Here is a 25,318-nt window from a genome sequence, read left to right as displayed (position 1 = left end):
GGCACTCGACGCCGCCGTTAACTGCACCAGAAAGCACCATCATGATCAGGTTCGACGACATCGAAGTGACCTTCGGTGAGCACATCGCCATCCCGAAGCTCAACCTCGAGGTCGAGCAGGGTGAGTTCTTCACCCTGCTCGGCCCGTCGGGCTGCGGCAAGACCACGGCGCTGCGCACCCTGGCCGGGTTCATCGAGCCCAGCGCGGGCGAGATCTACATCGGCGGCAAGGCGGCCACCAAGCTGCCCAGCGAAAAGCGCAGCGTGGGCATGGTGTTCCAGAACTACGCCCTGTTCCCCAGCATGAGCGTGCGGGAGAACATCGCCTTCGGACTCAAGGTGCGCAAGACCCATCGTGCCGAAACCGACCGGCTGGTCGACGAGATCGCCGCCCAGGTGGAGCTCACCTCGGAGCAGCTGGCCAAGAACGTGTCCGAGCTCTCCGGCGGCCAGCAGCAGCGGGTGGCGATCGCCCGGGCCCTGGTGCTCAAGCCCCGCATCCTGCTGCTGGACGAACCGCTGTCTAACCTCGACGCCAAGCTGCGCGTGCAGCTGCGCGAACAGCTCAAAAACCTGCAGCGGGAGCTGGGCATCACCACCGTGTACGTGACCCACGACCAGGAGGAAGCCCTCACCATGAGCGACCGGATCGCCGTGTTCAACCACGGCGTGGTCGAGCAGGTGGGCACCCCGGAGGAGATCTACAACCGGTCGGCCACCGAGTTCGTCGCCACCTTCGTTGGTGCGATGAACCGGCTCACCGGCGAGTTCATGCAGCAGCTGCGGCACGCCGGCGGCAGCACCCTGGCCCCGGACAAAAGCTCCTACCTGCGCCTGGAGAAGGTGGCGTTGCAGGAGCCGGCGCACGGCGCATCCGTTCGACTGCACGGCGTGATCGCCGACCGGGTCTACCAGGGCTCGCACAGCACCTACACGATCGACAGCCACGGCAGCCGCATTCGCGCGCTGGTGCCCGAAGGCGGCGCGCTGCCGCTGGTCGCCGGTGCGGCGGCGACGCTGTACATCGACCCGTCCGCGGTTCTGCAGTACTAGGGGCGCCGGATGCGTAACTCATCGTGGCGGGCGATGCTCCGCTCCCCGCTTGTCGTCATCGTGCTCGTCGTGCTGGTCTGGTTCATCGCCACCTTCCTCGTGCTCCCGAACGCCAACCTGCTGATCAGCACGTTCTTCCCCGACGGAAAGCTGAGCTTTCGCGCGCTGGAGAAGTTGATCAGCTCCGAACGGGCGCTGAAGAGCCTCTGGCACAGCTTCGCTCTCGCCGCCACCCTCGCGGTGACGGTGAACGTGGTGGGCATCTTCATCGTTCTGGTCACCGACTACTTCAAGATCCGCGGCTCCCGGGTGCTCTGGCTCGGCTACGCCACCACGCTGATCTACGGCGGCATCGTGCTGGCCGCCGGCTACAACTTCATCTACGGCAAGAACGGGTTCATCACCAACGCGGCGCTGAACGTGTTCCCGGACATCGACCCGAACTGGTTCTCCGGCTACTTCGCCGTGGTCGTGGTGATGACCCTGGCCACCACCACGAACCACATGCTGTTCCTGGGGTCGTCGCTGGCGAAGATCGACTACCAGACCATCGAAGCGGCCCGCAATATGGGGGCGTCGACCTGGCGCATCCTCTGGCGGATTGTGTTGCCGGCGCTGCGGCCGATGATCTTCGCGGTCACCGTGCTCACCTTCCTCACCGGCCTCGGCGCGCTGACCGCGCCGCTGGTGCTCGGCGGCACCGACTTCCAGACCATCGCACCGATGATCCTCACCTTCTCCAAGAGCAGCGGCTCCCGCGACCTGGCGGCGCTGCTGGCGATCATCCTGGGCCTGGCCACCATCGTGCTGCTGGCCATGATGAACCGGGTGGAGAAGAGCGGCACCTACTTCTCGGTGGCGAAGGTGGCTACCCCGCTGCAGAAGCAGCCCATCCGCAACCCGCTCGCGAACGTGCTCGTGCACGTGGCGGCGTACGTGTTGTTCGTGGTCTACGCGCTGCCGGTGCTGTTGATCGTGCTGTTCTCCTTCCTCGAGTCCACCGCGATCAGCACCGGCACCATCACCTGGGACTCGTTCACGCTGGCCAACTACGCCACCGTGTTCGGCACCCCCTCGGTGCTGAAACCGTTCGTGGTGAGCGTGGTTTACAGCGCGCTGGCGTCGCTGATCGTGGTGCTGGGGATGCTGTTCGTGGCGCGGGTGTTCCAGAAACACCGCAACCCGGTCACGACGCTGCTGGAGTACCTGCTGCACATCCCGTGGATCCTGCCGACGATCCTCATCGCGCTGGCGCTGGTGATGACCTTCGACCGGCCCAACCCGCTGATCGGCGGGCAGGTGCTCACCGGCACCACCGTGCTGCTGTTGGTGGCGTACGTGATTGTGAAGATCCCGTTCACGCTGCGGCTGCTCAAGGCGGCGTTCGCGTCGGTGCCCGAATCGCTCGAGGATGCCGCGCGCATCCTCGGCGCCGGCCCGCTGTTCACCCTGCGCACAGTGCTGGTGCCGCTGGTGCTGCCCACCGCGGCGGCGATCACCGCGCTCAACTTCAACAGCCTGCTGGATGACTACGACACCGCGGTGTTCCTCTACCACCCGCTGTACGAGCCGCTGGGTCTGGCGATCCGGGCCAGCACCGAGGGGGAGAACAACCTCGACGCCATGTCGATCACGTTCGTGTACACGGTGCTGTTGATGATCATCATGGGCTTCACGATGTGGCTGGTGTACGGCCGCGGGGGAGCGCGGGGGCGGCGCGGGGTGCGGCGCGGCACGCGCCGGGCTGGGGCCGGAGCTGGACCGGGTGCGGCTGCGGCGCCGGTGGCGGTGCCGGTGCCGGCCGCGGCCGTGGCAACCGTGTCGCCCGCCCCCACTCCAGCGCCCCGAGCCTAACTCCGGCACTTTTCGGTGCGGCCGCGTCCGTGCCCCGGAATCCCGGGCATCCGTCGGTGGCCGGGAAGAAATAGCAGGAGTTGTGCACGGAAATGTCGGTGGAAGCCCGGATGCCGGGACTGTGCGGGCGCGATGGAGACGGCGGCCGTGACAGGTGAGGGTCGCCGGTGGCGACGGATGCGGCCGGGACGGGCGCCGCGTCAAGTCGCGGGCCAAGTCGCCGGGCCGGGGCACCGGGTCACGTGCCGGGTCAGGTCGCGTCGGGCGTGAGCCGGGCGGCGTCCTGGAGCAGGGCGCGGAACGCATCCAGCTCGAGAGAGTCGATCGACGCGAAGTTGAGCGCGGCGGCGCCCATTTTGACCTTGCCGAGCTTGCCCTTGTAGTGCTGGATGAGATTCTTGTCGTCCTGGGACGCGTTGACGTAGACGCTGAGGTTGTTCTTCTGCCGGGCCAGGCCCACGACGAACCACTCCACGGTGGGCTTGCCCGGCCGGGCGATCACGACATGGCCGTAGCCGATGATCTGCTGCTCGGTGCCGCCCCAAAAGATGCCTTCCCACAGCTCCCGGGTGACTCCGGAGAAGACCTCCGCGATGATGGCGTCGAGCGCGCGGATGGAGTCGGCGTCCGGGCCCTCCAGGGTCGCGAGGTATTCGTCGACGTCTCGGCCGGTGAGCTCCATGGTCTTCTCCTTGCGCGCCCGCCCAGCCAGGGTGGCGCGCCACCCGCGTAGCGGCGCTCTGCCCGCGCACCACGTCGCGGAGCGGGCGGAGCCGTGCCACGGTTGATGCTGCCCTTGATGGCCGACTGGCGCGCGGATACAGTCCTAGCGACGAACGTACGAAGGAGGCCTCCATGCCCGCCACAGCGTTGCCGTCCAGCGGCGACAGCCCCGACAGACCCCGTACCGATGCGGTGAAGACCTGCGACGCCCGGGGCATGGCCGAGATCCATCGGATGTTCCGGGCCGGGTTCGGCGAGGGTCCCGCGCTCGTCGGCAAGGTCGCCGACGGCGATGCGGCCCAGGCCGATTTCGTCGGCGACTATCTGGCCATGCTCTCGGTCGGCCTGCACGCGCACCACGAGGGTGAGGACACCATGCTCTGGGGCCGGCTGGAGAGCCGGGCACCCTCGTGTGCCACCCATGTGGCGCGTATGAAGGAGCAGCACGCGCAGATGCTCGTGCACCTCAACGAGCTGGATGCCAGCCTGCCGGCCTGGCGGGCGAGCGGCCGGACGACGGATGCCGCATCCGTTGCCACCGCCCTGGCCGGCATCAATGCGGCGCTCGCCGTGCACCTGCCCGACGAGGAGACCCACATCGTGCCGGTGATGGAGACCGTCATCACGCCGAAAGAGGTCGACGCGCTCTCCGAACACGGACGTAAGGCCACACCCAAGGGCAAGATGTTCGTTCAGCTGGGCACGATTCTCGCCGCGCAGCCGGACGGCGGCGACGACTGGCAGCACGAGCACCTGCCGGCGCCGATCCGGTTGCTGTGGCGACTCAGGGGCAAGTCCCGGTACGAGCGGTGGCGGGCGGCGCTGGTGAAATAGGCGGATGCGCCCGGCACGAACGGGCGATCATTGCGGCGGGGATGACCCGGCAGTAGGGTGACGAATATCTGACGGGTGCCCAGCGCGTTCTGGCGCTGTCTGCGCTCGCCGCTGGAGGGCAGCATGACCTCTTCCGTCGCGCTTGATCGTGGTCGTATGGCCTATGCGGCACATCGCTATGGCGACGCCTTCAGCGCCTTGACGGATGCCGATCAGCAGGGCGGGCTCCCGGCGCAATACCTCGAGTGGTTCGGCACAGCGGCTGTGCTGATCGGCAAGCCAACCGATGGCATCGACACCCTGACGAGGGCGCACGAGGAGTTTCTCATCGAGGGCGACGTCGCCGCTGCGGCCCGGTGTGCGGCGTGGATCGGCCTGCACCTGATGGACCTGCGCGAACCAGCGCGCAGCGGCGGCTGGTTCGCTCGAGCGCAGCGACTCGTGCACGAGGATCCCCACCCGAGTTCCGTTCAGGGTTTACTTCTCGTTCCCGTCGCCCTTGGTGCCCTCTACGGCGGCGACGCCGAGAGCGCCGCGCGGACTTTCGATGAGGTGGCTGTGTTGGGGGAACGATTCCACGACCCCGACCTCAGCGCTCTGGCGCGGCTGGGGCAGGGGCAAGCGCAAATCATGCTGGGTCAGTTGAACGCAGGGTTGGTCCTGCTCGACGAGGTCATGGTCGCCGTCACGGCCGGGGAGATCTCCCCGGTTCCCTCCGGCATCATCTATTGCTCGGTGCTGCAAAGTTGTCACCTTGCCTTCGATCTGCGCCGCGCCCAGGAGTGGACGGTTGCTCTTGACCGCTGGTGCAACGACCAGCCCGAACTGGTGCTCTTCAGCGGTCAGTGCCAGATGCATCGAGCCGAGCTTTTCTGCCTGCATGGGGCGTGGTCGACCGCGCTCGAGGCCGCACAGGTCGCCCAGGATCGAGCTCAACGAGGCGACCGGCACGCGTTGTACGGGGCCTACTATCAGCAAGGCGAGGTGCAACGGCTGCGTGGGGAGTTCGATGCCGCAGCCACGTCATACAGCCAGGCCAACCAGACCGGGTTCGAGCCGCAGCCGGGGCTGGCTCTGCTGCGTCTGGCCCAGGGAAAAGCGAAATTGGCACAGTCCTTGATCCGTCGGACCGTCGAGGGCGCCGACCCGGCCACCCGGCGGCGACTGCTGGCCGCCGTGGTTGAGATCGAGCTGGCCGCCGGGGATACGACTGCTGCGCGAGAGGGCGCTGACGCGTTGGCCGCACTGGGCGAGGAAGACGCCATGCCGATGCTGCAGGCCTTCGCTGACCAGTCCGTCGGCGCCGTGCTCCTCGCTGAGGGGGAGGCCAGCGGTGCGCTGAACCGGCTGCGTCAGGCGAGGACTCTCTGGCTGGAACTCGACACGCCGTATGAAGCGGCACGGTGCCGTGTGCTCACCGCGCGCGCCTGGCGCGCACTCGGCGACGAAGACGCGGCGTTGATGGAGTTCGAGGCCGCGAGGGCGACCTTGGTCGGTCTCGGCGCAGTCCCGGCGCTTGCGGAGTTGGACGCCCTCGTGCGCGAGACGACGGGGCCGGACGGTCCGCTGACAACGCGCGAGATCGAGGTCGTGCGATTGGTCGCAGCGGGTATGACCAACAAGTCCATCGCAGGTGCGCTCTTCCTCAGCGAGAAGACGGTTGCGCGCCATGTGAGCAACATCTTTGCGAAGCTCGGCCTCTCGTCACGGGCGGCCGCAACCGCGTACGCCTATGAGCACGGTTTGGTTTAGCGGTACATAGATTTGCCCATCGCGGCAGCCGCGGATGCGCATTTCAGTCGACGCGCCCGGCACCTGCCGCTTCGTAGCGTGGGGGATATGAACCTTCCACTCCTTGTTGAACCGGAGGCACAACCATGAACACGAACCAGACCGAGTATGTCGACACCGTCGTGATCGGCGGCGGACAGGCAGGGCTTGCCCTCGGCTACTACCTGGCTCAGCAGAATCGTGACTTCGTCATCCTCGACGCGCATGGGCGCGTCGGCGATGCGTGGCGGATGCGCTGGGACTCCCTCCGACTGTTCACACCTGCGAAGTACGACGGGCTCCCCGGAATGCCGTTCCCGGGTGACGCGCTGGGCTTTCCCACCAAGGACGACGTCGCCGACTACCTTGAGGCCTACGCCACCACGTTCGCCCTGCCCGTGCGCAACGGCGTGCGGGTGGACCGACTTCGACGCGAGGGCGGGCACTACGTCTCCAGTGCGGGCGAGCACCGGTGGGAGTCGAAGAACGTGGTCCTGGCGACCGGCGGATCTCAGACTCCCCACACCCCGGCCTTCGCCGACCAGCTCGCCCCCACCATCGTCCAGCGGCACTCCAGCGCCTACCGCAATCCGGCTGAGCTTCCGCCCGGTGCGGCACTCGTCGTCGGAGTGGGCAACTCCGGGGCCGAGATCGCCCGGGAGCTGAGCCTGACGCATCCGACCCGGCTCGCGGGGACGCCGGCCCCGGAGATCCCGATCCGCCATGGCCGGACGGCGGCGCGCTTCGCCTTCCCCGCCGTGCGGTTCCTCGGTCTCCACGTCCTGACCCGCCGCACGCCCCTCGGGCGCAGGGCACTGGCGAAGCTGGCCACACACGCCGATCCGCTCGTCCGAACCAAGGTGAGGGACCTCGTCGACGCCGGGGTACAACTGCTCCCGCGAGTGGTGGGAGTGCAGGGCGGCAAACCGGAGCTCGCGGACGGCCGGGTATGCGACGTGTCGAGCGTGATCTGGTGCACGGGTTACCGCGACGACTTTGACTGGGTGGACGCGCCGGCATTCGACGCCGAGGGCCGGATCCGGCAGTACCGCGGCGTTGCCCGGTCCGTTCCGGGCCTGTACTTCCTCGGCCAGGAGCTGTTGTTCGCTGAGGCGTCGGCGACCCTCCCCGGCATCACCAGGGATGCCGCCTACCTTGCCAAGCGCATCCGCACCGCATCAGGGCCGACATCGGTAGGCCGCGACGTTGTGGAGGAGTCGCAGTGGGCGTGACCGGGGTCATCCGCAACCTGCCCCTGCCGCCGGGGCAGGCTGTCGGGCTCGTGGTCGGCATTGTGCTCGACCGGTTCCAGCCGGCACGCTTGCCCGGCACGCGCACCGCCCACCGCGCGGCAGGCGCCCCGCTCGTGGTGGCGGGGTGCGCGCTGGTCGTATGGGCGCTGGCGGAACGGCGGCGTCGGACGACCGGAGGATTCGACCTCGAGCAGCCGCAGTCGCTGGTGACCACCGGGCCGTACGCTTTGAGTCGCCACCCGATGTACGTCGGATGGTGGCTCATCCACCTGGGCTTCGGCGTCATGCGCGGGTCGGCGTGGACCCTGGTCACGCTGCCGGTGGCGATCCTGGCAGAGCACCGCGGCGTGCGCGCCGAGGAACGGGTGCTCCGCGAGACGTTCGGCCCGGAGTTCGTGAGGTACGCCGACCAGGTTGCGCGCTACGTCGGCGTATTCCGGGCCTCGGCTGGCTACAAGCCGGCGCTCTGAGGGAACAGCATGCTCGGCAGGTACGGCCAGAGGAGGGTGAGGGCCAGGACGACCGGGACCAGCACGATCACCAGGATGCCCAGCGCGAATGAGTAGCTGAGAACCACGGCCATCAGCTGCAATCCGACAAAAGCGACGCGCTCGTCACGCACCTCGTGCACGTCGTCGAAGATCGTCAGCCCGTCGGCCTCCGCTGTGTTCTGCTCGGCCATGTCGTGCTCTGTCGTGTCCATCTTTACCCCCGGGGTGAAGACTACCGGTGCGTGGAGTGGTGCGGGCGTGTCGACAAGTGACCCGGGGGCGGGGACGCGCAGCGGGTTGCGGCTCTCAGATCGCACTGTCCGTTCAGCGTGGCAACGGAGGTCAACCGGCCACGCTCGCGGCCGGGTGCGATGTGGCGTTTACGGTACCCCCGGCGTGGGTGAGGTGCAACGGCGCCGGGCCGGCGGATGGGCCGGGTGGCGGTTGACGTCAGCCGTAGCGCGGGCCCGGGGCGCAGGCGTAGCGTTTACAGGTAGGCGCGGCGCGAGCGGGGGTGCGTGCCCAGCGGGGGCGTTAGCGAACACGAGTCAGCCGCGGCATCGCGCCGGGCGCGGTTGGTGCCGGTCGGGCGCGTCTTGCCCAGGCCGGCGCTCGAGGAGGAGCTGAGATGGCCGTCAGGGAGGCCTTCACCGCCGAGGAATGGCAGGCCGTGGCGGCCGCACCGTTTCTGGTAGGACTGTACCTGGTGGGGGCGTCGCCCAGGGAGCCGATGGCGGTCGTGACCGAGATGCTGGCCGCGGAGAAGGCCGTGACGCTCGAGGCGCACCAATCGGATGCGTTGCCCATCGTGAAGGAAATCGACGCCGACCTGGTGGCCGAGGTGCTCACCCGCGACCTCGGGGTGATCGACGGCGCCGCCGACGAGCAGGCCCGAGTGCTGGGCGAACTGGCGCGCGCGCTGGCCCTGGTCGAGGCGCAGGCGCCGACGATGGACTCGGCCTTCCGGGCCTGGCTGTTCAGGGTGGCCGAGCACGTGGCGCGCACCGGCACTGAACATGCGCCGGGTGCCGGGGGCAGGCGGGTCAGCGGCGAGGTGACCGCGGCGCTGCACACTCTGGCGGGGATGCTCGGGGTGCCTCGGCGGTGAGACCGTACCTCGCGGTGCCCCGGGCGGCCGGCGTGGAGATTAGACGGTGCCGAGCTCGGTGAGCTTGGCGCGCACGTCGGCGTCGCTGGGTTCCACCATGTGGGTGTCGTCGGGGAAAACGATCACGGGGATCTGGGTGCGGCCGCTGATGGCCTTGGCCCGGTCGGCGCCGTCGGCCACGGACTCCAGGTCCACGTAGTCGTAGGCCACGCCGAGGCCGTCGAGCAGCTTCTTCGAGCGACGGCAGTCGCGGCACCACTCGGCGCCGAACATGGTGATGGTGGCGGTGGCGGTGGCGGTGGCGGTGGCGGGTGCGGCGGGTACGGTCATCCGTCGAGTTTAGGCGGCTCGACTGGGCAGATGCCGGGCGCCGGATCGCGGAACTGCCCGATGGAGTCTCCCGGGGAAATAATCCCCTGACCAGAGCCGAACTGTGCTTGACTCAGCTCAGGATCCACCCGAAGGAGTACCCCATGAAGCGCCAGAGCGCCGCCGTGATCGGTCTGGTCGTCAGCGCAGGGCTGTGCGTCGGGTTCACCGGGTTCCTGATCCACGTGGGTCTGCGACTGGATGCGCTGAGCGGATTCGCCACGCCGGCCGAGATCTATCTCGGCGGCGGCGGACTCCTGACCGGCGTGCTGGGTCTGGCGATGTTCCTCGGCCTGGTGCTGCGGCCCGCCGAGCCGCTGCGCGACGAGGTCCCGGCCGACGACGAGACGCCGCGCGCCTAGCCCGGCCGCCCGCCCGGCAACCGGACCCAGCCCCGAGCCGGCCGCGGTCAGGGCGCCGTCGTTGCGGGCGCTGGGGTGAGGTCCGTGTTGTCCGCGGGGGAGGCATCCGCGGCCCGGCCGTGCACCCGGGTGGCCAGCACCGGCGCGAAGAACACCACGAGCAGGCCGGCCACGGGCACGAGGAGCAGCCCGTAGCGCAGCTGGGAGAGGTCGGCGATGGCGCCGATGATGGGCGGCGAGAACAGGAAGCCCAGGCGCAGCAGCCAGGCGACGATGGTGAGGCCGGTGCCGGCCCGGAAACCGGGCAGCTCGTCTGCGGCGTGCATCGCGGCCGGGATCAGGGTGGCGACGCCGAAGCCGGCCAGCCCGAAGCCCACGATGGTGCCCGGGATCGACGGGAAGGCCAGGGCGGTGCCCATGCCCAGGAACACGATGGCACCGCCGGTGCGGGCCACAGCGCGCTGGCCGAACCGGTCGACGAGACCGTCGCCGAGTAGCCGGCCGATGAACTGCATGCCCTGCAGGGCGATGAAGCCCAGCCCGGCCACCAGGGCGGATGCGCTGAGCGCGTCGGAGAGGTAGATGGCCGACCACGACGCGCCGGCGTCCTCGACGACGGCGCCGGAGGCGGCGATCACCACGAGCGCGCCGAGCACCAGCCACTTGCCCCACCGGGCGGGGGAGCGGGTGGGTGTGTCGGCGTGCGGTTCCGGGGCGGTGGCTTCGGGTTCGAGAGGCTCGGGTCCGGCCAGGAGGAACCTGTAGCTGTACAGGGCGAACAGGCTAAAGGTGACGGCGGACACGATGAGGTGCTGGCCGCGCGGAATGTCGAGCTGCGCGGCGGCGGCGCCGAGGAGTCCGCCGGTGACCGCGCCGATGCTCCACACCGCGTGGAAGGAGTTGAGGATGGAGCGTTTGTAGAGCCGCTGCACGCGCAGGCCGTGCGAGTTCTGGGCGACGTCCGTGATGGAGTCCATCGCCCCGGCCAGGAAGATGCCGGCGGCCAGGGCCGCCCAGCTGGGCGCGATTCCGGCCAGGATCAGGCCCACCGCGGTGAGCATCGTCGACACCACGGCGACCCGGGACGAGCGGAACCGGCGGATGAGCATGCCCGCGGCGAGCCCGGCGATGAGGGCGCCGAGCGGGAACGCGGCGACGGCGAAACCGAATTCGGCGTTGCTGAGCCCGAGCTCGGACTTGATCGCGGGATACCGGGGGATCAGGTTGGCGAACAGGGCGCCGTTCGTGAAGAACAGCACGGCCACGGCGAACCGGGCGCGACGCACGGTCACATCGGGGCGGTCTGCGGTGCGTTCTGCGAAGCGGGCGGGAGGCGTCATTGCGTCAGCGGACTTTCTGGTGGTGGTGAGTGGCCGTCGGCCCCGTTGTTGAGCGCGGGCACGGGTTTCAAGCTTGGCACGGATGCCGGTGGCGGCGCACCTGGTCGCGCGGGCGGCATCCGGTGCGGTGGGGGTGCGTTGCGGTGGGCATCCGTTGCGGTGGGCATGCGCTGCGGCGGGTGTGCGTCGATGGATGCGTGTGTCGTGGCGCAGGTTTGTTCTCGTGGCGCGGGTTCTTTTGGTGGCGCAGGTTGGCGGTGGTGGCGCAGGTTATTGCGGGCGATATGCTGCGCCACGAGCACTATCCTGCGCCACGAGCACTATCGCGCGCCACGAGAGTGGGCGGGGCGGCGGTGCGCAACGAGTGTCGCGGCAGATGTCGTTCTCCGCGGCAGGTGTTGTCCTCGGCGGCACAGGTTAGAGCACGTGCCGCCGCAACAAAGGTGTGCCGCGAGAACAAAGCAGTGCCGCGAGAGCCGGGCGCTGCTGCCCGGGCGGTCCGGCTCAGCCGACGGGCAACTCGAAGATGGTTTCCAGGCCGTCCTCGTCGTCCCACTGCTCGCCCACCTCGACGAAGCCGAACTGGGCGATGAGGGCGCGCGAGGGCAGGTTGTCGGGGCGGATGGTGGCCCGCACCACCGTGACGGCCGGCTCGATGCGGGCGCGTTCGAGTAGCGCGGTGAGTGCGGCGCGGGCGTAGCCCTGCCGCCGGTACGCGGCATCCACGGCGTAGCCCACCTCCACCATGCCGGTGTCATCCGGAGGGCCGTGGTAGCCGGACTGGCCGACAGCGAGCCGCCGGGTGGGGTCGTAGATGACCCGGGTGATCCAGCTGGCGGCGGCCGGTGTAGCGGCGAGCTGGCGGCTGCGGTAGCGCCAGGTGTTGGCGTTGGCCCGTTCAACGAAGAAGGGGCTCAGCTCCACCGCCGCCTGCTCGTTGGCCAGGTCGAGGTCCTCCTGGGCGAGGGCGTCGATGGTGACCTGGCTCAACTGCACGAGGTGCACGGTGGGCGCCACGGTCGATGGCCACGGGTCGTCGAGCGAGGAGATGGGGATCATGGGTCCTTCGGGGCCGTGCCGGGTGGGGCTGATGGTGGACGGGCCACCTGGAGTCGTGAACGCGTTGTCGGCAGCAACCGGGGCCGCTTTCGAGCACGCGCACCTGAGGGTATCGCTCAGTGCACAGGTTTTTCGAGGATTTTTCCGGGGTTCGCCCAAGCGTGCACGGGGTGCCGGTGGCGGGCGCGCCGCGGGCCACCCGGGCACACATCGTGGCGCAACCGTGCACGCGCTGGTGCTTACCGGGCGAATCCCCCGGCCGAACCGGGCCTTCCCCGGAGTGGACGGGCTGCCTATGCTGGCAGCGTCGTGGACCGGCCGCCGTCGACGGGTGCTGGCCCTGGTAGCGGGAGGAGCGACCATGATGAGCGAGAAACCGCCCCTTCCGCTGGGCCCGGTGGTGCGGGGCCTGGCCGCCTGCGTGGCACGCACCGGCATGCTGCTCGCGCAGCGGCGCATCCACTTGCCACGGGCGAACGCCGGCAAACGCCTGTCGTTCGCCGACGGCAGCCGCGCGGTGGTCTACCGCGAAACCGTGGTGGACCGGGCTGCGGCCCAGGCGCCGGCGGTGTTGGTGGTGGGGTTTCGGTTGCGACTGTTGCGCGGCCGGGCGCACCGTTGGTTTCGGGTGCAGAGCATCATGAACACCCCGCTGTTCGTCGGGTTTCCCGGCTACGTGTCGAAGCTGTGGCTCACCCACGACATCAACGGGCTGTACCGGGGCATCTACGAATGGGACGGCACGGAACTCGCCGAGACCTACGCCCGCACCCTGTGGCGGGTGCTCGCGCTGGGCAGCGAACCGGGGTCGATCCACTACGCCGTGCTGCCCGGAGTGCACCGGGACGAGTTCCTGCGTGACCCGTACCGGTATTCGGCTGGAGCGGACGGCGTGGCGGGGGACTGGTGGCGCCCGGCCGAGCCGATGTCGGCCAAGCGCCGGGTGCGCGAACCGGCATGACCGATTTCGACGTCGACCTACTGGTCGTGGGGGCCGGCACCACCGGCCTCACCCTGGCGCTGCAGGCCGTCGACCACGGGGCCCGGGTGCGCATCGTCGAACGCCGGCCGGAGGAGTTCCGGCCGTCGCGGGCGATGGTGATGCATCCGCGCACCCTCGAACTGTTGCGTCCGCTGGGGGTGACGGATGCCCTGCTCGCACTCGGTGACCCCTCACCGTCGGTGCGGCTGCACCTGCGCTCGCGGGTGGTGCCGGTGTCGATCGAGCACCTCGATCTGCCCGGCACCGCGTTTCCCCACCTGCTCCTGGTGCGGCAGTCCGACGTGGAGACCGTGCTGGCCGCGGCGCTCGCCGAGCGTGGCGTGGCGGTGCAGCGCGGTGCGGAGGTGGTGCGGCTGGCGCGGCTGCGTCAGGGCGGTGCCCGGGCCGTGCTGCGCACCGCGGACGGCGAGCCGGACGAAGACGTGCTCTGCCGCTACCTGGCCGGCTGCGACGGGTCGGCGAGCCTGGTGCGCCGGTCGGTGGGCGGTTTCCTCGGCGGCGACTATGACCAGGAGGTGGTGCTCGCGGACGTGGAGCTGGGCCCCGCCGGCGCCGGGTCGCGGGCGGTGGCGCCGGTGATGCTCGAGACCGGGGTCGCGCATGTGGTCGTCGGGCGGCAGGGGCTGGTGTTCCTCTTCAACATCGGCGAACGGGCCACCTGGCGGATGCTCGCCACCCGGCGGGCGGGCGACGACCGGCAGCCGTTCGGCCAGCCCGGGCCGCCGGTGCCGCAGGACCAGCTGCAGCAGCTGGTCGACGAGGCCGGGCTGCCCGCGCAGATCACCGAGGTGGCCTGGTCGGCCCAGGTGCGGCTGCAGCACCGGATCGCCAGCCGGTTCAGCCGGGGTCCGCTCTTCGTGGCCGGCGATGCCGCCCACGTGCACTCGCCCGCGGGCGCGCAGGGCATGAACGCCGGCATCCACGACGCCGTGAACCTCGGCTGGAAGCTGGGGTTCGCCGCCGCGGCCGGGTCCCTGGCCGCCCGGCCCGGTTCGGCGCTGCTGGACTCCTACGCCCTGGAGCGTCGCCCCGCCGACCGGGCCGTGCTGCGCCTGACCCACACCATGTATTGGGCCGAGGCGAGCCTGCATCCGCTGGCCCAGCTCGGCCGGGCCGTGCTGGTGCCGCTGGCCGCGCCGCTGCTGCCGTGGCTCACCCGGCAACGCCGGCTCACCGCGGTCGGCGTCCGAACCCTCTCGCAGTTTCGGCTGCGGTACGCGCACAGTCCGCTGTCGTTGGAGGTGCGCGCCTCACTCACCCCGGTGCGTGGCGGGCTCGCTCGGCGGGTGCTGCGGCCGGGCTCGAGGGTGGCCGACACCCTGGTGCGCTGCCAGGGCCGCCGGGTGCGCCTGCACGCGTTGCTCGCGCGGCCGGGAGTGCACATCCTGCTGCAGGCCGACGCGCGCGAGGTGCCCGAGCGGATGCTGGGCCCGCTGGTGCACAGCTACCGGCTCGACGATCGGCCCGGCACCGGAATGCTCGTCGTGCGGCCCGACGGCTACGTGGGGTTGCGGGCTCCGGTGCTCGACGAACCGCACCTGGCAGCCTGGCTGCGCCTGGTGGGGCTGCCCGTGCGGTGAGGGACGACCGGGTCAGCTGCGCACCGGTGCTTCGCAGAGTTCGAGCCGGAAGATCGGATGGTCGGCCAGATCCGGCAGCTCGGCCAGAAACGGCCGGGCCCGACGGCCCAGTTTCTCGAGGTAGTCGGCGGCAACCTGGTCGTGTTCGAGGCCCCGCAACTCGGTGGCCCGGTACGGGTGACGACGCCACCGGATGCGCAGCTCGCAGCGTCCGGCGACCCGGAGATTGCGCACCCACTGGGTCTCGCCGCGGCCGGCGATGACATACCGGTGGCCCTCGAACCGGAACGGTGCCACCGGGGTGCTGAACTCGAGGCCGCTGATGCGACCCCGCACGATGAGGGTTGGAGTACCGCAGGCCTGGGCGACCGGGTTGACGACGTGCACCATGAATCGGCTGGGCGGCAGGTAACCGCGGCTGCGAATGGGCGTGCTGCTCAAGGTGGGCCTCCGTTCAGTGTCCTCGGTGCGGGGCGCATCCGCCTCATGCCAGACACGGTACTGCCGCGGCCGGAGCCGGGGAAGGTGCCCGTGCGGTCCTCCCGAACCCCGAGCGAGATCCCCCGATCGGGGGTATAACTCCTGCAGAGGTGTGTCCGCGGGCGGGCCATCCGCGGCTCATCGGGGGGGTGTTTTCTGGTCGGGCAGGTCCTACGGTGAGGTATGGACTGGGTGGGCGATGTGGGGCGCGGCGAGTGGCTGCGCGAACTGCTGGACGTGCAGTGGCGGAACATGCACTCCGCGGTGCCGCATGGTTTCGAGGCCTACGCGCGGGTGTTCCACCCCGTCGCGATTGACCGGCCCATCGGCCCTGGAACCTGGTCCGGCCCAGATCGTGGTTTTCCGTCGGGCATCGAGTACGAGTCCGTGTCGTGGGCGCGGGTGGCCGAGGTCTGGGGTGCCACCATGCATCCGCTGGCGCAGTCCGGCCGGCTGTACCGCGGGGTGCCCAACGAGTACAACGAACTCGTCGACGGCGACGGCTGGCGGTACTCCCAGCCCGCCGTGGGCAATCTCGACGTGGCCGTGCTCTCCGTCGTGGCCGCGCACCTGGCCGCCCACACCGGCACCCCGGATGCCGGAATCGCAGCCGTGTGGGAGGGCTGGGGCGGCCTCGTCAGCGGGATGGGGGTCTCCACGATCATGGTGAGCGACGACGGGGCTGCCGAGCCCGCAGCCGAGAGCGCGAGTGAGACCGGCGACGCGTTGCTGCGGCAGGCGGCGCTCGCCGCGATGCTCGAGCCCGCCGATTCGCCGGCCCCCGGCCTGCTGCCCGCCGACGTGTCATCCGGTGCTCGCCTGCAGTTGCCCGGGCGGGACTACGTCTTGTTCGACGCGGGCATCCGCCGGTTCGTCGACCCGGCCTGGGTGACGGATGCGCCGTGGACCGATTCGAGGTGGCCGCAGTCGCCGAGTCTGATCTGGCCCGACGACCACGCCTGGGTGCTGGTGAGCGAGATCGACTTCGACTCCACGGTGATCGCCGGTTCCCGGGCACTCGTGGACGCACTGGTCGCCGATCCCACCATCGAGGTCCTGGAGTTGCCGGAGGGCGCCGACCTCACCTCCGAGGGTGACACGGTCAACCTCCCGCAGCGCTGACCGCCGCCGACCCCGGCGGGCGCAATTCGGCCGTCAGTGGTGTGCGGCGGCGAGGGGGCGAATCGGACCGATCTCGAGGTCGTTCTCGCCGGGGCCGGGCACGATGGCGATGTCGGCGGGGTCGATGACCTGGCCGTCGGGGGCCACGAACGCGATCGTGGCGGCCTCACCGGTCTCGGCGTGCTGGTACAGCCGGCTGGGGCCGTGGCCGGAGGGCCGGAATTCGTTGCCCCACTGGGCGAGGGCGCCCAGCACCGGCAGCAGGGCCTCGCCGGCTGCGGTGAGGTGGTAGTCGAATCGCTCCCGGGCGCCGGGTTCGCGATAGCCGCGGCGTTCGAGGACTCCCGCGTCCACGAGCGAGCACAGCCGTGAGGTGAGGATGTCGGTGGGGATGCCGAGCACCCGGCGGAAGTCGCTGAACCGGGTGTGCCCGCGGAAACCCTCCCGCACGATCAGGATCGTCCACCGGTCGCCGAGTACCTGCATGGTGCGTGCGATGGAGCAGCGCAGGTCGTCGCCGGAGCGTTTCGGCGTCACGGGTGTCGGGGGAGCATCGGAAGATTCCGTTGTCATGCCCCCATCCTACATTGACTTGGAATACCCAACCCAGCCTGCTAGCGTGACGGAACGGCCGCCATCCGGCGGCCGGCCCTGCAATGGTGCGGCGCGCATCCGTTCCCCGATGGCAGACCTCGCCCCAGAACCTGGTCCCGCCGGGGGCCCGTCGTTCGGTTTGGAGCCGCATGTCGCCATCCCACCCCGCCGCCCGATTCTGGACGGCAGCCTCGGTGGCCATGCTCGCCCTCTGGGCCAGCGGTTCACCCACCATGATTTATCCGCTCTACGCCGAGGACTGGGCCATGACCCCCGCGGCCACGACCACCCTGTTCGCGGTGTATCCGCTGGTGCTGGTGGTGGTGCTGCTGGTGTTCGGCGACCTCTCCGACCACATCGGACGCCGCACGGCCCTGCTCGCCGGGGTCGCCGCGATGTTCCTGGGCGCCCTGCTCTTCGCTCTCGCGCCGTCCGAGGGCTGGCTGTTCGTCGCACGGGCCTTCCAGGGCCTGGGTGTGGGGCTGGCGATTGCACCGGCCAGCGCCGCCATGGTGGAGTTCAACACCCGCGGTGGCACGGCCAGGGCCAGCTCGGTGAACACGGCAGCCACCGCGGTGGGGCTGGCCGTGGCCACGATCATCGCCGGGGCCCTGGTGCAGTATGCCCCCAACCCGCGCCAGCTCAGCTATTGGGTGGTCGTGCTTGTCGCGGCGCTGGTCTTCCTGGCCGTGCTCACCCTGCCCAGGCACGTGGCCGGCGCCGAAACCTCCAGCCGGTGGCGGCCCCGGGCGATCCGGGTGCCGGAGGGTCTCCGCGGCGTGGTCACCGCATCCGCGCTTGCGATCACCACGGCCTTCGCGGTGGGCGCCGTGCTGCTCTCGCTCGGTGCACAGATCTCGGTGGACCTCATCCACTCCGACAACACCCTCGTGTCCGGGCTGGTGCTCGCAATCACATCGGTGGTGATCGGCATCACCGCGTTGGCCGCCAAACGGATGCCCGCCCGCCTCGCCATCGGCCTCGGCGGCCTGGCCAGCGCGTCGGCGGTGGCGTTGCTCGTGCTCAGCGCGGCCACCGCGTCGCTGCCGGTTTTCGCGGTCACCTCGGTGGCGGCCGGGGTGGGCTACGGGCTGCTGTTCCTCGGCGGGTTGGGCCTGCTCAACCAGCATGCGCCTGCGCACCACCGGGCGGGCACCATCTCGGTGGTGTACACCGTGGCCTACCTGTTGCAGGGAATCGTCGCCGTGCTGCTCGGCCTGGAGGCCACCGCGGTGGGCCTGCAGACGGCGCTCGGCGTCGCCGCCCCGGTGCTGATCGTGCTGGCGCTGAGCACCTCCGTGGTGGCGACGGTGCTCGGCCGCGGACCGGGTCGGGTCACCGTGCAGGAGGGGTAGCGTCGGGGTCCGACTGGATTTTCACCGTCGTCGCTGTGTAGGGTCATTCTCCACCGGCGGGACGCACTCGCACTAAGAATTACCTGCACCACCCGAAAGGACACCATGCGCCGACGCATCCGAGTCTCGATCGGGCAGCACTGATGAGCGCACCCTCGAACACCAAGCGGGAACGCTTGCGTGCCCTGAACGAGAAGTTCATCGTGCAGGACCGCTGGCGCACGGCCCGTGAACGCACAAGGCTCTACCTGATGGCGGTGGCGCTTGTCGTCATCGGTGTGGCCGGCTTCCTCGTGATACTCGCCGACGTCGTGCAGCGTGATGACGTGGCGAGCATCGATTCCCCTGTCAACGCCTGGCTCATGCAGAGCCGTACCGGAACCGTGACCGCGATCATGATCGGGCTCGCGATCGGGTTCGGGCCGGTCGCGCTGCCCGTGGTGGTTCTGGGAACCATCGTCCTCTGGGCATTCCTCGCCAAGCACCTCTGGCGGCCGCTGCTGCTGGCGCTGGGCACGCTCACCGGGCTGGTTCTCGTTCAGGCGATCACCCGCCTCGTCGAACGCGGGCGACCGCCCGTTGACCTCATGCTCTTCGGCGTCGACACCACCTATTCGTTTCCGTCCGGGCATGTGTCGGGTGCCACGAACTTCCTCCTGCTGCTCACCTACCTCATCTACTCGCGTCGGGCGGCGCGCCGGCGTGTGGCGGTGCTGGTCGGTGTGGTTCTGGTGGTCGCCATCGGGCTGGCCGCAATCAGTCGGGTCTACCTGGGCTACCACTGGCCGACGGATGCGCTCGCATCGGTCTGCCTGGCCCTCGCGATTCTCGGCGGGGTGATCGCCCTGGACACCTGGCGCACCGTGCGGGTGCGCCCGAGTGGGGGCGATGATGCGGCCGGGGCGGACGGGCGCGAGGCGACGGCAGCGTAACCTTAGCGGGCTCGCTGAGGCGGCGCACCGCGCGTCAGGCCGAGGGACCGGCCGGGGCGAGCCAGGCACGGACGACTCCGACGGCCGCGTCCTGTTTGGCCGCCAGGTCGGCGAGGTCGGTCACGAGCAGGCTCGCCCGAATATCGGAGTGCCAGGTGAGCAGGCCGTGCGGGTCGCCGGTGAAAGCGGATGCGGCATCCCTGTTCTCGGCGATGGTCGCGCCCCGGTGCAACACCAGGCGCACCCCGTTCTTGCCCTGAGCGCTGATCGTGGCCTGATCGACCCCGTCGAGCACATAGCTGGGGGAGTTCCACTTGATGTGCTCCTGAGCGGCGGGGTTGGCCTCGTGCACGAGCTGCCGCAGCGCCTCGATCACGGGCAGGCGCTCCACGGGCTGCGCGGCGAGGAACTCCTCTACGGAGCGATATCGATCGACCATGAATGGAGCGTACCGCGGGTGTCGGCGGGGCAGCGAGGGCCCGCCGAACCTCGCGTGCGAGCTGTGCGGGTCAGGCGCCGCTATGCGGGTGGCGCGCCACCCGCATAGCGGCGCGGCTCCCGCGCACCGCCGGGCTTCATCCGCGACGGCGCAATTGACGCCAGCTCGCCCAGGCGGTAGACACGAGTGAAGGCGTCTGAAGTGCTCGGTTTCGCAACGAAGGGAACGCCATGAAATATGTGCGACTGGGCAGCACCGGCCTCGAGGTATCGGCGATCACGCTGGGCTGCATGAGCTTCGGCAATCCGATGCGCGGCAACCATTCCTGGACCCTGCCCGAGGAGACCAGCCGCCCCCTGATCTGGCAGGCGCTGGAAGCCGGCATCACCACCTTCGACACCGCCAACGTGTACTCAGACGGCAGCAGCGAGGAGATCCTCGGCCGGGCGCTGCGGGACTTCAGCACGCGGGACCAGTACGTGCTCGCCACGAAGGTGCACGGGCGGATGCGCCCGGGCCCGAACGGCGCCGGACTCTCGCGCCGCGCCATCCTGGCCGAGATCGACCACAGCCTCACCCGGCTGGGCACCGACCACGTTGACCTCTACCAGATCCACCGCTGGGACCCGCTGACCCCGATCGAGGAGACCATGGAGGCGCTGCACGATGTGGTCACGGCCGGCAAGGCCCGGTACATCGGCGCCTCGTCGATGTACGCCTGGCAGTTCGCGAAGGCGCAGTACACCGCCGATCTGGGCGGATTCACCCGCTTCGTGTCGATGCAGGACCAGTACAACCTGCTCAACCGCGAGGAGGAACGCGAGATGCTGCCGTTCTGTCTCGATCAGGGCGTGGGCGTGCTGCCGTGGAGCCCGCTGGCCCGCGGCAAGCTCACCCGCGACTGGCACGACACCACCGACCGCTCCGAAACCGACACCTTCGGCCAGACCCTGTACAAACAGCACGAGGAGGGGGACCGCGAGATCGCGGCCGCCGTGGCCCAGGTCGCCGCCGAGCGCGCGGTGCCGCGCGCGCAGGTGGCGCTGGCCTGGGTGCGCCAGCAGCCGGCCGTGACATCACCCATCGTGGGCGTCACCCAGGCGCACCACCTCCTGGATGCCGTCGCCTCCGTCGACCTCACCCTCACTACCGACGAGCTGGCCCGCCTCGCCGCCCCCTACCGGCCGCACGTTCCCGAGGGCTTCTAGGCTCCGCTCCCGCCGGGTCGCCTGGCCGCCGGCCCGTCAGCGAGGCGGATGTCGGTGGCTCCGTTTAGCCTGCCGTCACCTACTCACCAACCCTCGTGCCGAGAAAACGGAGCAGATCATGAGGGTATTGGTGGCGACCTCGGCAACCCAGGGCACGCGGGAGACGGATTTCGCCTACTGCATAGAGGGCGAGCTGATTTGGCTCCATCCGATGTGCTCGGCGAGCGAGAATAACCCCTACGGATCGTGCGGGTGCGGACGTTCGTTCTCCGGCCTGAGCTCGACCCGGCACACCACCACCGCAGTGGTGCGGGACATACCCGGGCTTACCCGGCAGGAGTACCTCGCCGCGTCCATGGCGGGACTTGAGCTGATGGGATGGTGCCCGGACTGCAGCGACCTGCCCGTGGCGGACTTCGTCGATTGGTTGCTTGCCGTGGCCGGGGACTTGCCCGAGGGGACCGTCGTGGAGCGGCAAGCTTTCGAAGTCACGGTGAGGGGGTCACTAGGCTCGGGGGCGTGACGCGTCTTGTGAAGGTCCTGTCCTCTCTCATCGTGACGGCAGTGCTGGCGCTGGGCGCCCCGCTGGCGGCGAACGCCGGCGCGGCGCCAAGCCTGGTCGGAAGCGTGTCCGCGGCCGTGGCGACCGACACCTCGAACTTCAGCTTCGCCCTCTACGCGGGGGAGTACTACCTGGGCCGCGACGACGCCGGGCACTCCACCCTGCGCACGGTGGAGACCTTCGTGGCCGAGTTCCCCGACTTCGACCAGAACCGCGGCATCATCCGCGCCATCCCCAACGACTACGACGGTGTGCCGCTGCACACGACGGTCGAGTCCGTCACCGATGCCCAGGGTGAGCCGGTGTACTTCGCGACCGAGATCAACGGTGGTTTCACCGAGCTGGCACTCGGCACCGACGAGTTCGTGCGCGGCACCCAGACCTATGTCATCAGCTACACCCAGCAGAACGTGGTGCGCACGTTCGCGGACACCAACGCCGACGAGCTCTACTGGGACACCAACGGCACCGGTTTCGACCAGCCGTTCGGCGCCGTCGCCGCCCGCGTGCACGTCGATCCGGCCATCACACCCTTCCTCACCGGCACCAGCGCCTGCTACACCGGGGCGCAGGGCGAGAGCGGCGACTGCCAGATCGTGCAGGAAGCCGACCCGGATGCCGTAGCCCCGGACGCCGCGGCCCCGGCCGGCCAGATGTTCACCGCCGAGGCCACCGACCTGGGCCCGGGGGAGAACCTCACCGTGGCCATCGGCTTCACGCCCGGCACCTTCGTGCAGGTGCCCGCCGAGGCGCGGCCCGACGCCGATAACGCGTCCGGTTTCGGTCCCTCGGCCGTCCTCGGCGGGTTCCCGTTCGGGCTGCTCGGCATGCCCGTGCTCGGCGGCGTGTTCGCACTCGCCTGGGCCTTCGTGCGCCCCCGCGACCCGAAGGGCGGCACCATCATCGCCCAGTACAGCGTCCCGGACGGCTACAACCTCCTCGAGGCCGGCGACCTCATCGGGCGATCTGTCACGGCCATTGCCGCGCAAATCGTGAGTTTCGCGGTGCGCGGCAACGTGCGCATCCTCGACTACCCGGTGAGCGCCGACGGCGGCGACTACACGCTGCAACTGCTCTCGACCGACGGCGTCGACGACCAGGAGCTCGCCGTCCTCGCCACCATTTTCCCCGGGCTGCCGGACGGTGCGGTCTGCGAACTCGGGGTCACCAACGACGCGCTCGCCCGCGGGCTCAAGGCCGCGGCGACGGATGCGACGGTTCGCAACACCGCCCGCGGCTGGCGCGCGCGACCGGCGCTGACCAGGGCGAGGATTCGCCTGCTTATCGGTCTCGGCGCGCTGGCGGCGCTGGTCGTGGGTGTTCTCGCGATCGTCGATCCGCCCGCGATCTGGTGGACTCCGTTGCTGCTCCTCGTCGCAGCCGCCGTGATCGTGGGCGTCGTTGCGGGGAGCCGGCCGCTGCTGCTCACCGCGGCGGGCCGTGAACGGCGCGACTACCTCGCCGGCATGAAGGTGTACCTCGACCTCGCCGAGGCGGACAGGTTCCGCATGTTGCAGAGCCCCGAGGGTGCGCTGCGCGTCCCCGTGCCGCGATCCGTGCCTGACGCCGCCGCATCCGCCGCATCCGCCGCTTCTGCCGAATCCGCCCCCGACACCGTGGAACTCGTGAAACTCTACGAAAAGCTGCTGCCGTTCGCGGTGCTCTGGGGTGTCGAGAAGGAATGGGCCGCGGAGCTCGCGGTGTACTACGAGCGGGAAAACACTCCGCCGGGCTGGTTTGTGTCGCAGAACGCCTTCAGCGGCATGTACCTGACTTCGGCGCTGAACGGGATCGTCAGTTCGGTACAGACGACACAAACGCCGACGTCTTCGTGGTCTAGCAGCGGGGGCGGCAGCTTCTCCGGTGGATCCGGCGGTGGCGGGTTCTCCGGCGGCGGAGGAGGCGGCGGTGGTGGCGGCGGCCGTTAGAGCGGCTTGACCATCTCGATCTCCATGGCACTGGAGTCCAGGACGTACTGAACCCGGTGTCCGGACTCGGTGAATCCCCGGCGGAGGTAGGCGGCGCGGGCGCGGGAATTGTCCTCGTGCACGTGCAGGGTCAGCACGGCGCCCTCGCTGCGGGCCCACTCCTCGATCGCGCCGAGCAGGGCGTCGAAGACTCCGGCCTCGCGGCCGCGGTGGTCCGGTGACACGTACACGCCCACCAGCAGCGCGCCGGTGGTCGCGTCCGGAACGTAGCCGCCCATGGTGCCCACCCAGCGACCGGCCGAATCGATCGCGACGAGGGCGATGCCGTGTTCGGCGGTGCCGCGGGCGGCACGCATCCGCCATTCGCTGTCGGAGTGGCCGAGGGCATCCTGCAGGGTCTCGCCGAACGCGATCGGGGTGTCCTTCAGCATCTCCAGGCGCAGCGCGCGCACCTCACGCCAGTCGTCCACCTGTGTGGCGCGGATGCTGAACCCCTCGGTAACCATTCGCCGAGCTTACCCAGTCGCGTGCGCAGGTCTTCGCGTCGGGGTCTTGCGTTCACGGCGGTCCTGTGGTTCATTAGTTAGGTAACTAACCACGGAGGTGGGCGTCGTGATGGATGAAGGTCGACCGATCTTTCAGCAGATTGCTGAGCGGGTCGAGAACGACATCCTGTCCGGCGCGCTCAGCGAAGAGGGCCAGGTGCCCTCGACCAACGAATTTGCCATGTTCTACCGCATTAATCCGGCCACCGCCGGTAAGGGCGTGAACATGCTCGTCGAGCAGGGCATCCTCTACAAACGCCGCGGGATCGGCATGTTCGTGGTCGCGGGTGCCCGGGAACGTATCACGGCACGTCGGCGTGAGCTCTTCGTGCTGGAGTACATCGCCCCAATGCTCGCCGAAGCCGCCAGCCTGGGCATCGCGCCCGACCAGATCACCCAGCTCATCGAGAACCAGCTCATCGAAAGGGAGACACGATGAACAGCCAGACCCCGGTCATCCAGGTGGATGGCCTCAGCCGCAGCTACCGGGACGTCGCGGCCCTGCAGGACGTGACGTTCACCCTCCAGCCCAACGTCATCTGCGGGCTGCTCGGCCGCAACGGCGCCGGCAAGACCACCCTGATGCGGATGCTGACCGGCCAGGCCTTCCCGAGCGCCGGCAGCGTGCGCCTCTTCGGCGAGAATCCGGTTGAGAACAGCGCCGTGCTGCAGCAGATCTGCTTCGTCTCGGAGGCTCAGCGTTACCCGGACGGTTTCCAGGCCCGGCATATTCTGGCCGGGGCCCCGTGGTTCTTCTCCAATTGGGATGCCGCGTTCGCCGATGAGCTGGTCGGCAAGTTCCGGCTGCCGCTCAAGCGAGACGTGAAAAAACTCTCCCGCGGCCAACAGTCCGCTCTCGGCGTCATCGTGGGCCTGGCCAGCCGGGCCAGCATCACGATCTTCGACGAGCCCTACCTCGGCCTGGATGCCGTGGCCCGGCACACCTTCTACGACACCCTGCTCGCCGACTACGCCGAGCAGCCCCGCACGATCGTGCTGTCGACCCACCTGATCGATGAGGTGAGCAACCTGCTCGAGCACGTGCTGGTCCTCGACGAGGGCCGCCTGCTGCTCGACCAGAGCGCCGAGAGCCTGCGCGGCAGCGCCTCCGCGGTAGCCGGACGGGCCGGCGACGTCGACAGCTTTGCCGAGGGGCGTCAGGTTCTGCATCGCGACACCCTCGGCGGCCTGGCCACGGTGACCATCGCGGGCCGGCTGACCGCCGCCGACCACCGCGCCGCCGCCGCCGCGAACCTCGAGATTGCGCCGGTGTCCTTCCAGCAACTGATCGTCGACCTGAGTACCCGATCGGCGCCGGCGCCCGCCGTGGCGTCGGTCGTCCACGAGTGAGGAGC

27 protein-coding genes are annotated in these 25,318 nt (G+C 69.7%); 18 read left to right on the top strand and 9 right to left on the bottom strand.

Features of this window, described 5'->3' with window-relative positions; translation table 11 throughout:
* The first annotated feature begins 41 nt into the window (after window positions 1–41).
* Together CXY76_RS07050 and CXY76_RS07045 are read left to right on the top strand one after the other, a co-directional pair.
* Window positions 42–1,052 carry an ABC transporter ATP-binding protein gene (locus tag CXY76_RS07050; protein ID WP_104163537.1) on the top strand — a complete coding sequence of 337 codons (1,011 nt, stop codon included), beginning with the start codon at window positions 42–44 and terminating at the stop codon, window positions 1,050–1,052.
* Between the two features lie 9 nt (window positions 1,053–1,061).
* Window positions 1,062–2,906, top strand: coding sequence for an iron ABC transporter permease (locus tag CXY76_RS07045; RefSeq protein ID WP_104163536.1), 1,845 nt, complete (start codon window positions 1,062–1,064; stop codon window positions 2,904–2,906).
* A gap of 250 nt (window positions 2,907–3,156) precedes the next feature.
* On the opposite strand, the gene CXY76_RS07040 is transcribed toward CXY76_RS07045, so the two are convergent.
* Window positions 3,157–3,588 (bottom strand): DUF1801 domain-containing protein, encoded by a 432-nt coding sequence (locus CXY76_RS07040; RefSeq protein WP_104163535.1) that lies wholly within the window; start codon window positions 3,586–3,588, stop codon window positions 3,157–3,159.
* Between the two features lie 173 nt (window positions 3,589–3,761).
* Here CXY76_RS07040 and CXY76_RS07035 point away from each other — a divergent pair, with 173 nt between their 5' ends.
* The 4 genes from CXY76_RS07035 to CXY76_RS07020 all read left to right on the top strand — a co-directional run bounded on the left by CXY76_RS07035 (window position 3,762) and on the right by CXY76_RS07020 (window position 7,956).
* Window positions 3,762–4,463, top strand: a complete 702-nt coding sequence (locus CXY76_RS07035; RefSeq protein WP_104163534.1) for a hemerythrin domain-containing protein — start codon at window positions 3,762–3,764, stop codon at window positions 4,461–4,463.
* 123 nt (window positions 4,464–4,586) lie between these two features.
* Window positions 4,587–6,215, top strand: coding sequence for a helix-turn-helix transcriptional regulator (locus CXY76_RS07030; RefSeq protein ID WP_104163621.1), 1,629 nt, complete (start codon window positions 4,587–4,589; stop codon window positions 6,213–6,215).
* A gap of 125 nt (window positions 6,216–6,340) precedes the next feature.
* Window positions 6,341–7,465, top strand: coding sequence for an NAD(P)/FAD-dependent oxidoreductase (locus CXY76_RS07025; protein WP_104163533.1), 1,125 nt, complete (start codon window positions 6,341–6,343; stop codon window positions 7,463–7,465).
* A complete protein-coding gene (locus CXY76_RS07020) occupies window positions 7,462–7,956 on the top strand; it encodes an isoprenylcysteine carboxylmethyltransferase family protein (protein ID WP_199190219.1) in 495 nt (164 codons plus the stop codon). Before CXY76_RS07025 ends, CXY76_RS07020 begins: the two co-directional genes overlap by 4 nt.
* Here CXY76_RS07020 and CXY76_RS07015 read toward each other — a convergent pair.
* Window positions 7,938–8,189 (bottom strand): hypothetical protein, encoded by a 252-nt coding sequence (locus CXY76_RS07015; RefSeq protein ID WP_146073395.1) that lies wholly within the window; start codon window positions 8,187–8,189, stop codon window positions 7,938–7,940. The genes CXY76_RS07020 and CXY76_RS07015 overlap by 19 nt on opposite strands.
* 416 nt (window positions 8,190–8,605) lie before the next feature.
* On the opposite strand from CXY76_RS07015, the gene CXY76_RS07010 reads away from it, so the two are divergent.
* On the top strand, window positions 8,606–9,085 hold the full coding sequence (locus CXY76_RS07010) for a hypothetical protein (protein ID WP_104163531.1): 480 nt from the start codon (window positions 8,606–8,608) through the stop codon (window positions 9,083–9,085).
* 39 nt (window positions 9,086–9,124) lie between these two features.
* On the opposite strand, the gene CXY76_RS07005 is transcribed toward CXY76_RS07010, so the two are convergent.
* Window positions 9,125–9,415: a glutaredoxin domain-containing protein gene (locus tag CXY76_RS07005; RefSeq protein WP_104163530.1), complete on the bottom strand. Its 291-nt coding sequence runs from the start codon at window positions 9,413–9,415 to the stop codon at window positions 9,125–9,127.
* 143 nt (window positions 9,416–9,558) lie between these two features.
* Here CXY76_RS07005 and CXY76_RS07000 point away from each other — a divergent pair, with 143 nt between their 5' ends.
* Window positions 9,559–9,816, top strand: coding sequence for a hypothetical protein (locus CXY76_RS07000; protein WP_104163529.1), 258 nt, complete (start codon window positions 9,559–9,561; stop codon window positions 9,814–9,816).
* Between the two features lie 47 nt (window positions 9,817–9,863).
* On the opposite strand, the gene CXY76_RS06995 is transcribed toward CXY76_RS07000, so the two are convergent.
* Entirely contained in the window at window positions 9,864–11,156 is a 1,293-nt protein-coding gene (locus tag CXY76_RS06995) for an MFS transporter (RefSeq protein ID WP_104163528.1), read from the bottom strand.
* A 504-nt stretch (window positions 11,157–11,660) separates the two neighbouring features.
* The gene (locus tag CXY76_RS06990) at window positions 11,661–12,215 is read right to left on the bottom strand and encodes a GNAT family N-acetyltransferase (RefSeq protein ID WP_199190218.1); all 555 of its coding nucleotides are present in this window, start codon (window positions 12,213–12,215) and stop codon (window positions 11,661–11,663) included.
* Window positions 12,216–12,576: 361 nt separating this feature from the next.
* Between CXY76_RS06990 and CXY76_RS06985 the strand changes: the two genes are divergently transcribed.
* Together CXY76_RS06985 and CXY76_RS06980 are read left to right on the top strand one after the other, a co-directional pair.
* Window positions 12,577–13,176: a hypothetical protein gene (locus tag CXY76_RS06985; protein WP_104163527.1), complete on the top strand. Its 600-nt coding sequence runs from the start codon at window positions 12,577–12,579 to the stop codon at window positions 13,174–13,176.
* Window positions 13,173–14,798: an FAD-dependent monooxygenase gene (locus CXY76_RS06980; protein ID WP_104163618.1), complete on the top strand. Its 1,626-nt coding sequence runs from the start codon at window positions 13,173–13,175 to the stop codon at window positions 14,796–14,798. Before CXY76_RS06985 ends, CXY76_RS06980 begins: the two co-directional genes overlap by 4 nt.
* Window positions 14,799–14,810: 12 nt before the next feature.
* On the opposite strand, the gene CXY76_RS06975 is transcribed toward CXY76_RS06980, so the two are convergent.
* Entirely contained in the window at window positions 14,811–15,239 is a 429-nt protein-coding gene (locus tag CXY76_RS06975) for a nitroreductase/quinone reductase family protein (RefSeq protein WP_104163526.1), read from the bottom strand.
* A gap of 222 nt (window positions 15,240–15,461) precedes the next feature.
* On the opposite strand from CXY76_RS06975, the gene CXY76_RS06970 reads away from it, so the two are divergent.
* Window positions 15,462–16,400 (top strand): hypothetical protein, encoded by a 939-nt coding sequence (locus tag CXY76_RS06970; RefSeq protein ID WP_104163525.1) that lies wholly within the window; start codon window positions 15,462–15,464, stop codon window positions 16,398–16,400.
* Between the two features lie 33 nt (window positions 16,401–16,433).
* Here the strand turns inward: CXY76_RS06970 and CXY76_RS06965 are convergent, their stop codons facing one another.
* Window positions 16,434–16,973 (bottom strand): helix-turn-helix domain-containing protein, encoded by a 540-nt coding sequence (locus CXY76_RS06965; RefSeq protein WP_104163524.1) that lies wholly within the window; start codon window positions 16,971–16,973, stop codon window positions 16,434–16,436.
* Between the two features lie 170 nt (window positions 16,974–17,143).
* Here CXY76_RS06965 and CXY76_RS06960 point away from each other — a divergent pair, with 170 nt between their 5' ends.
* Together CXY76_RS06960 and CXY76_RS06955 are read left to right on the top strand one after the other, a co-directional pair.
* Window positions 17,144–18,349: an MFS transporter gene (locus tag CXY76_RS06960; RefSeq protein ID WP_158253854.1), complete on the top strand. Its 1,206-nt coding sequence runs from the start codon at window positions 17,144–17,146 to the stop codon at window positions 18,347–18,349.
* A gap of 143 nt (window positions 18,350–18,492) precedes the next feature.
* Window positions 18,493–19,281, top strand: coding sequence for a phosphatase PAP2 family protein (locus tag CXY76_RS06955; protein WP_104163522.1), 789 nt, complete (start codon window positions 18,493–18,495; stop codon window positions 19,279–19,281).
* 34 nt (window positions 19,282–19,315) lie between these two features.
* Here CXY76_RS06955 and CXY76_RS06950 read toward each other — a convergent pair whose 3' ends face one another.
* Entirely contained in the window at window positions 19,316–19,720 is a 405-nt protein-coding gene (locus CXY76_RS06950) for a DUF1801 domain-containing protein (protein WP_104163521.1), read from the bottom strand.
* A 230-nt stretch (window positions 19,721–19,950) separates the two neighbouring features.
* On the opposite strand from CXY76_RS06950, the gene CXY76_RS06945 reads away from it, so the two are divergent.
* The 3 genes from CXY76_RS06945 to CXY76_RS19520 all read left to right on the top strand — a co-directional run bounded on the left by CXY76_RS06945 (window position 19,951) and on the right by CXY76_RS19520 (window position 23,418).
* Window positions 19,951–20,928, top strand: coding sequence for an aldo/keto reductase (locus CXY76_RS06945; RefSeq protein WP_104163520.1), 978 nt, complete (start codon window positions 19,951–19,953; stop codon window positions 20,926–20,928).
* Between the two features lie 118 nt (window positions 20,929–21,046).
* Window positions 21,047–21,451: a hypothetical protein gene (locus tag CXY76_RS19385; protein ID WP_158253853.1), complete on the top strand. Its 405-nt coding sequence runs from the start codon at window positions 21,047–21,049 to the stop codon at window positions 21,449–21,451.
* Window positions 21,448–23,418, top strand: a complete 1,971-nt coding sequence (locus CXY76_RS19520) for a DUF2207 domain-containing protein (RefSeq protein WP_199190217.1) — start codon at window positions 21,448–21,450, stop codon at window positions 23,416–23,418. The genes CXY76_RS19385 and CXY76_RS19520 overlap by 4 nt, the downstream gene beginning before the upstream one ends.
* Here the strand turns inward: CXY76_RS19520 and CXY76_RS06935 are convergent.
* Window positions 23,415–23,924: a GNAT family N-acetyltransferase gene (locus tag CXY76_RS06935; protein ID WP_104163519.1), complete on the bottom strand. Its 510-nt coding sequence runs from the start codon at window positions 23,922–23,924 to the stop codon at window positions 23,415–23,417. The two genes, CXY76_RS19520 and CXY76_RS06935, sit on opposite strands and share 4 nt — an antisense overlap.
* Before the next feature lie 109 nt (window positions 23,925–24,033).
* On the opposite strand from CXY76_RS06935, the gene CXY76_RS06930 reads away from it, so the two are divergent.
* Both CXY76_RS06930 and CXY76_RS06925 read left to right on the top strand, forming a co-directional pair.
* Window positions 24,034–24,402 carry a GntR family transcriptional regulator gene (locus CXY76_RS06930; RefSeq protein ID WP_104163518.1) on the top strand — a complete coding sequence of 123 codons (369 nt, stop codon included), beginning with the start codon at window positions 24,034–24,036 and terminating at the stop codon, window positions 24,400–24,402.
* On the top strand, window positions 24,399–25,313 hold the full coding sequence (locus tag CXY76_RS06925; RefSeq protein WP_104163517.1) for an ATP-binding cassette domain-containing protein: 915 nt from the start codon (window positions 24,399–24,401) through the stop codon (window positions 25,311–25,313). The genes CXY76_RS06930 and CXY76_RS06925 overlap by 4 nt, the downstream gene beginning before the upstream one ends.
* Window positions 25,314–25,318: the final 5 nt, after the last annotated feature.

Source organism: Cryobacterium sp. N22 (assembly GCF_002929555.1).
GTDB lineage: Bacteria > Actinomycetota > Actinomycetes > Actinomycetales > Microbacteriaceae > Cryobacterium.
The sequence above is the reverse complement of the archived record's forward strand: the minus strand, read 5'-3'. Positions and strand labels throughout refer to the sequence as shown.

Excerpts from the sequence above, each read along its gene's own strand:
- CXY76_RS07050 (WP_104163537.1), top strand. The coding sequence starts at position 42 with ATGATCAGGTTCGACGACATCGAAGTGACCTTCGGTGAGCACATCGCC.
- CXY76_RS07045 (WP_104163536.1), top strand. The coding sequence starts at position 1,062 with ATGCGTAACTCATCGTGGCGGGCGATGCTCCGCTCCCCGCTTGTCGTC.
- CXY76_RS07040 (WP_104163535.1), bottom strand. The coding sequence starts at position 3,588 with ATGGAGCTCACCGGCCGAGACGTCGACGAATACCTCGCGACCCTGGAG.
- CXY76_RS07035 (WP_104163534.1), top strand. The coding sequence starts at position 3,762 with ATGCCCGCCACAGCGTTGCCGTCCAGCGGCGACAGCCCCGACAGACCC.
- CXY76_RS07030 (WP_104163621.1), top strand. The coding sequence starts at position 4,587 with ATGACCTCTTCCGTCGCGCTTGATCGTGGTCGTATGGCCTATGCGGCA.
- CXY76_RS07025 (WP_104163533.1), top strand. The coding sequence starts at position 6,341 with ATGAACACGAACCAGACCGAGTATGTCGACACCGTCGTGATCGGCGGC.
- CXY76_RS07015 (WP_146073395.1), bottom strand. The coding sequence starts at position 8,189 with ATGGACACGACAGAGCACGACATGGCCGAGCAGAACACAGCGGAGGCC.
- CXY76_RS07010 (WP_104163531.1), top strand. The coding sequence starts at position 8,606 with ATGGCCGTCAGGGAGGCCTTCACCGCCGAGGAATGGCAGGCCGTGGCG.
- CXY76_RS07005 (WP_104163530.1), bottom strand. The coding sequence starts at position 9,415 with ATGACCGTACCCGCCGCACCCGCCACCGCCACCGCCACCGCCACCGCC.
- CXY76_RS07000 (WP_104163529.1), top strand. The coding sequence starts at position 9,559 with ATGAAGCGCCAGAGCGCCGCCGTGATCGGTCTGGTCGTCAGCGCAGGG.
- CXY76_RS06995 (WP_104163528.1), bottom strand. The coding sequence starts at position 11,156 with ATGACGCCTCCCGCCCGCTTCGCAGAACGCACCGCAGACCGCCCCGAT.
- CXY76_RS06990 (WP_199190218.1), bottom strand. The coding sequence starts at position 12,215 with ATGATCCCCATCTCCTCGCTCGACGACCCGTGGCCATCGACCGTGGCG.
- CXY76_RS06985 (WP_104163527.1), top strand. The coding sequence starts at position 12,577 with ATGATGAGCGAGAAACCGCCCCTTCCGCTGGGCCCGGTGGTGCGGGGC.
- CXY76_RS06980 (WP_104163618.1), top strand. The coding sequence starts at position 13,173 with ATGACCGATTTCGACGTCGACCTACTGGTCGTGGGGGCCGGCACCACC.
- CXY76_RS06970 (WP_104163525.1), top strand. The coding sequence starts at position 15,462 with ATGGACTGGGTGGGCGATGTGGGGCGCGGCGAGTGGCTGCGCGAACTG.
- CXY76_RS06965 (WP_104163524.1), bottom strand. The coding sequence starts at position 16,973 with ATGACAACGGAATCTTCCGATGCTCCCCCGACACCCGTGACGCCGAAA.
- CXY76_RS06960 (WP_158253854.1), top strand. The coding sequence starts at position 17,144 with ATGTCGCCATCCCACCCCGCCGCCCGATTCTGGACGGCAGCCTCGGTG.
- CXY76_RS06955 (WP_104163522.1), top strand. The coding sequence starts at position 18,493 with ATGAGCGCACCCTCGAACACCAAGCGGGAACGCTTGCGTGCCCTGAAC.
- CXY76_RS06950 (WP_104163521.1), bottom strand. The coding sequence starts at position 19,720 with ATGGTCGATCGATATCGCTCCGTAGAGGAGTTCCTCGCCGCGCAGCCC.
- CXY76_RS06945 (WP_104163520.1), top strand. The coding sequence starts at position 19,951 with ATGAAATATGTGCGACTGGGCAGCACCGGCCTCGAGGTATCGGCGATC.
- CXY76_RS19385 (WP_158253853.1), top strand. The coding sequence starts at position 21,047 with ATGAGGGTATTGGTGGCGACCTCGGCAACCCAGGGCACGCGGGAGACG.
- CXY76_RS06935 (WP_104163519.1), bottom strand. The coding sequence starts at position 23,924 with ATGGTTACCGAGGGGTTCAGCATCCGCGCCACACAGGTGGACGACTGG.
- CXY76_RS06930 (WP_104163518.1), top strand. The coding sequence starts at position 24,034 with ATGGATGAAGGTCGACCGATCTTTCAGCAGATTGCTGAGCGGGTCGAG.
- CXY76_RS06925 (WP_104163517.1), top strand. The coding sequence starts at position 24,399 with ATGAACAGCCAGACCCCGGTCATCCAGGTGGATGGCCTCAGCCGCAGC.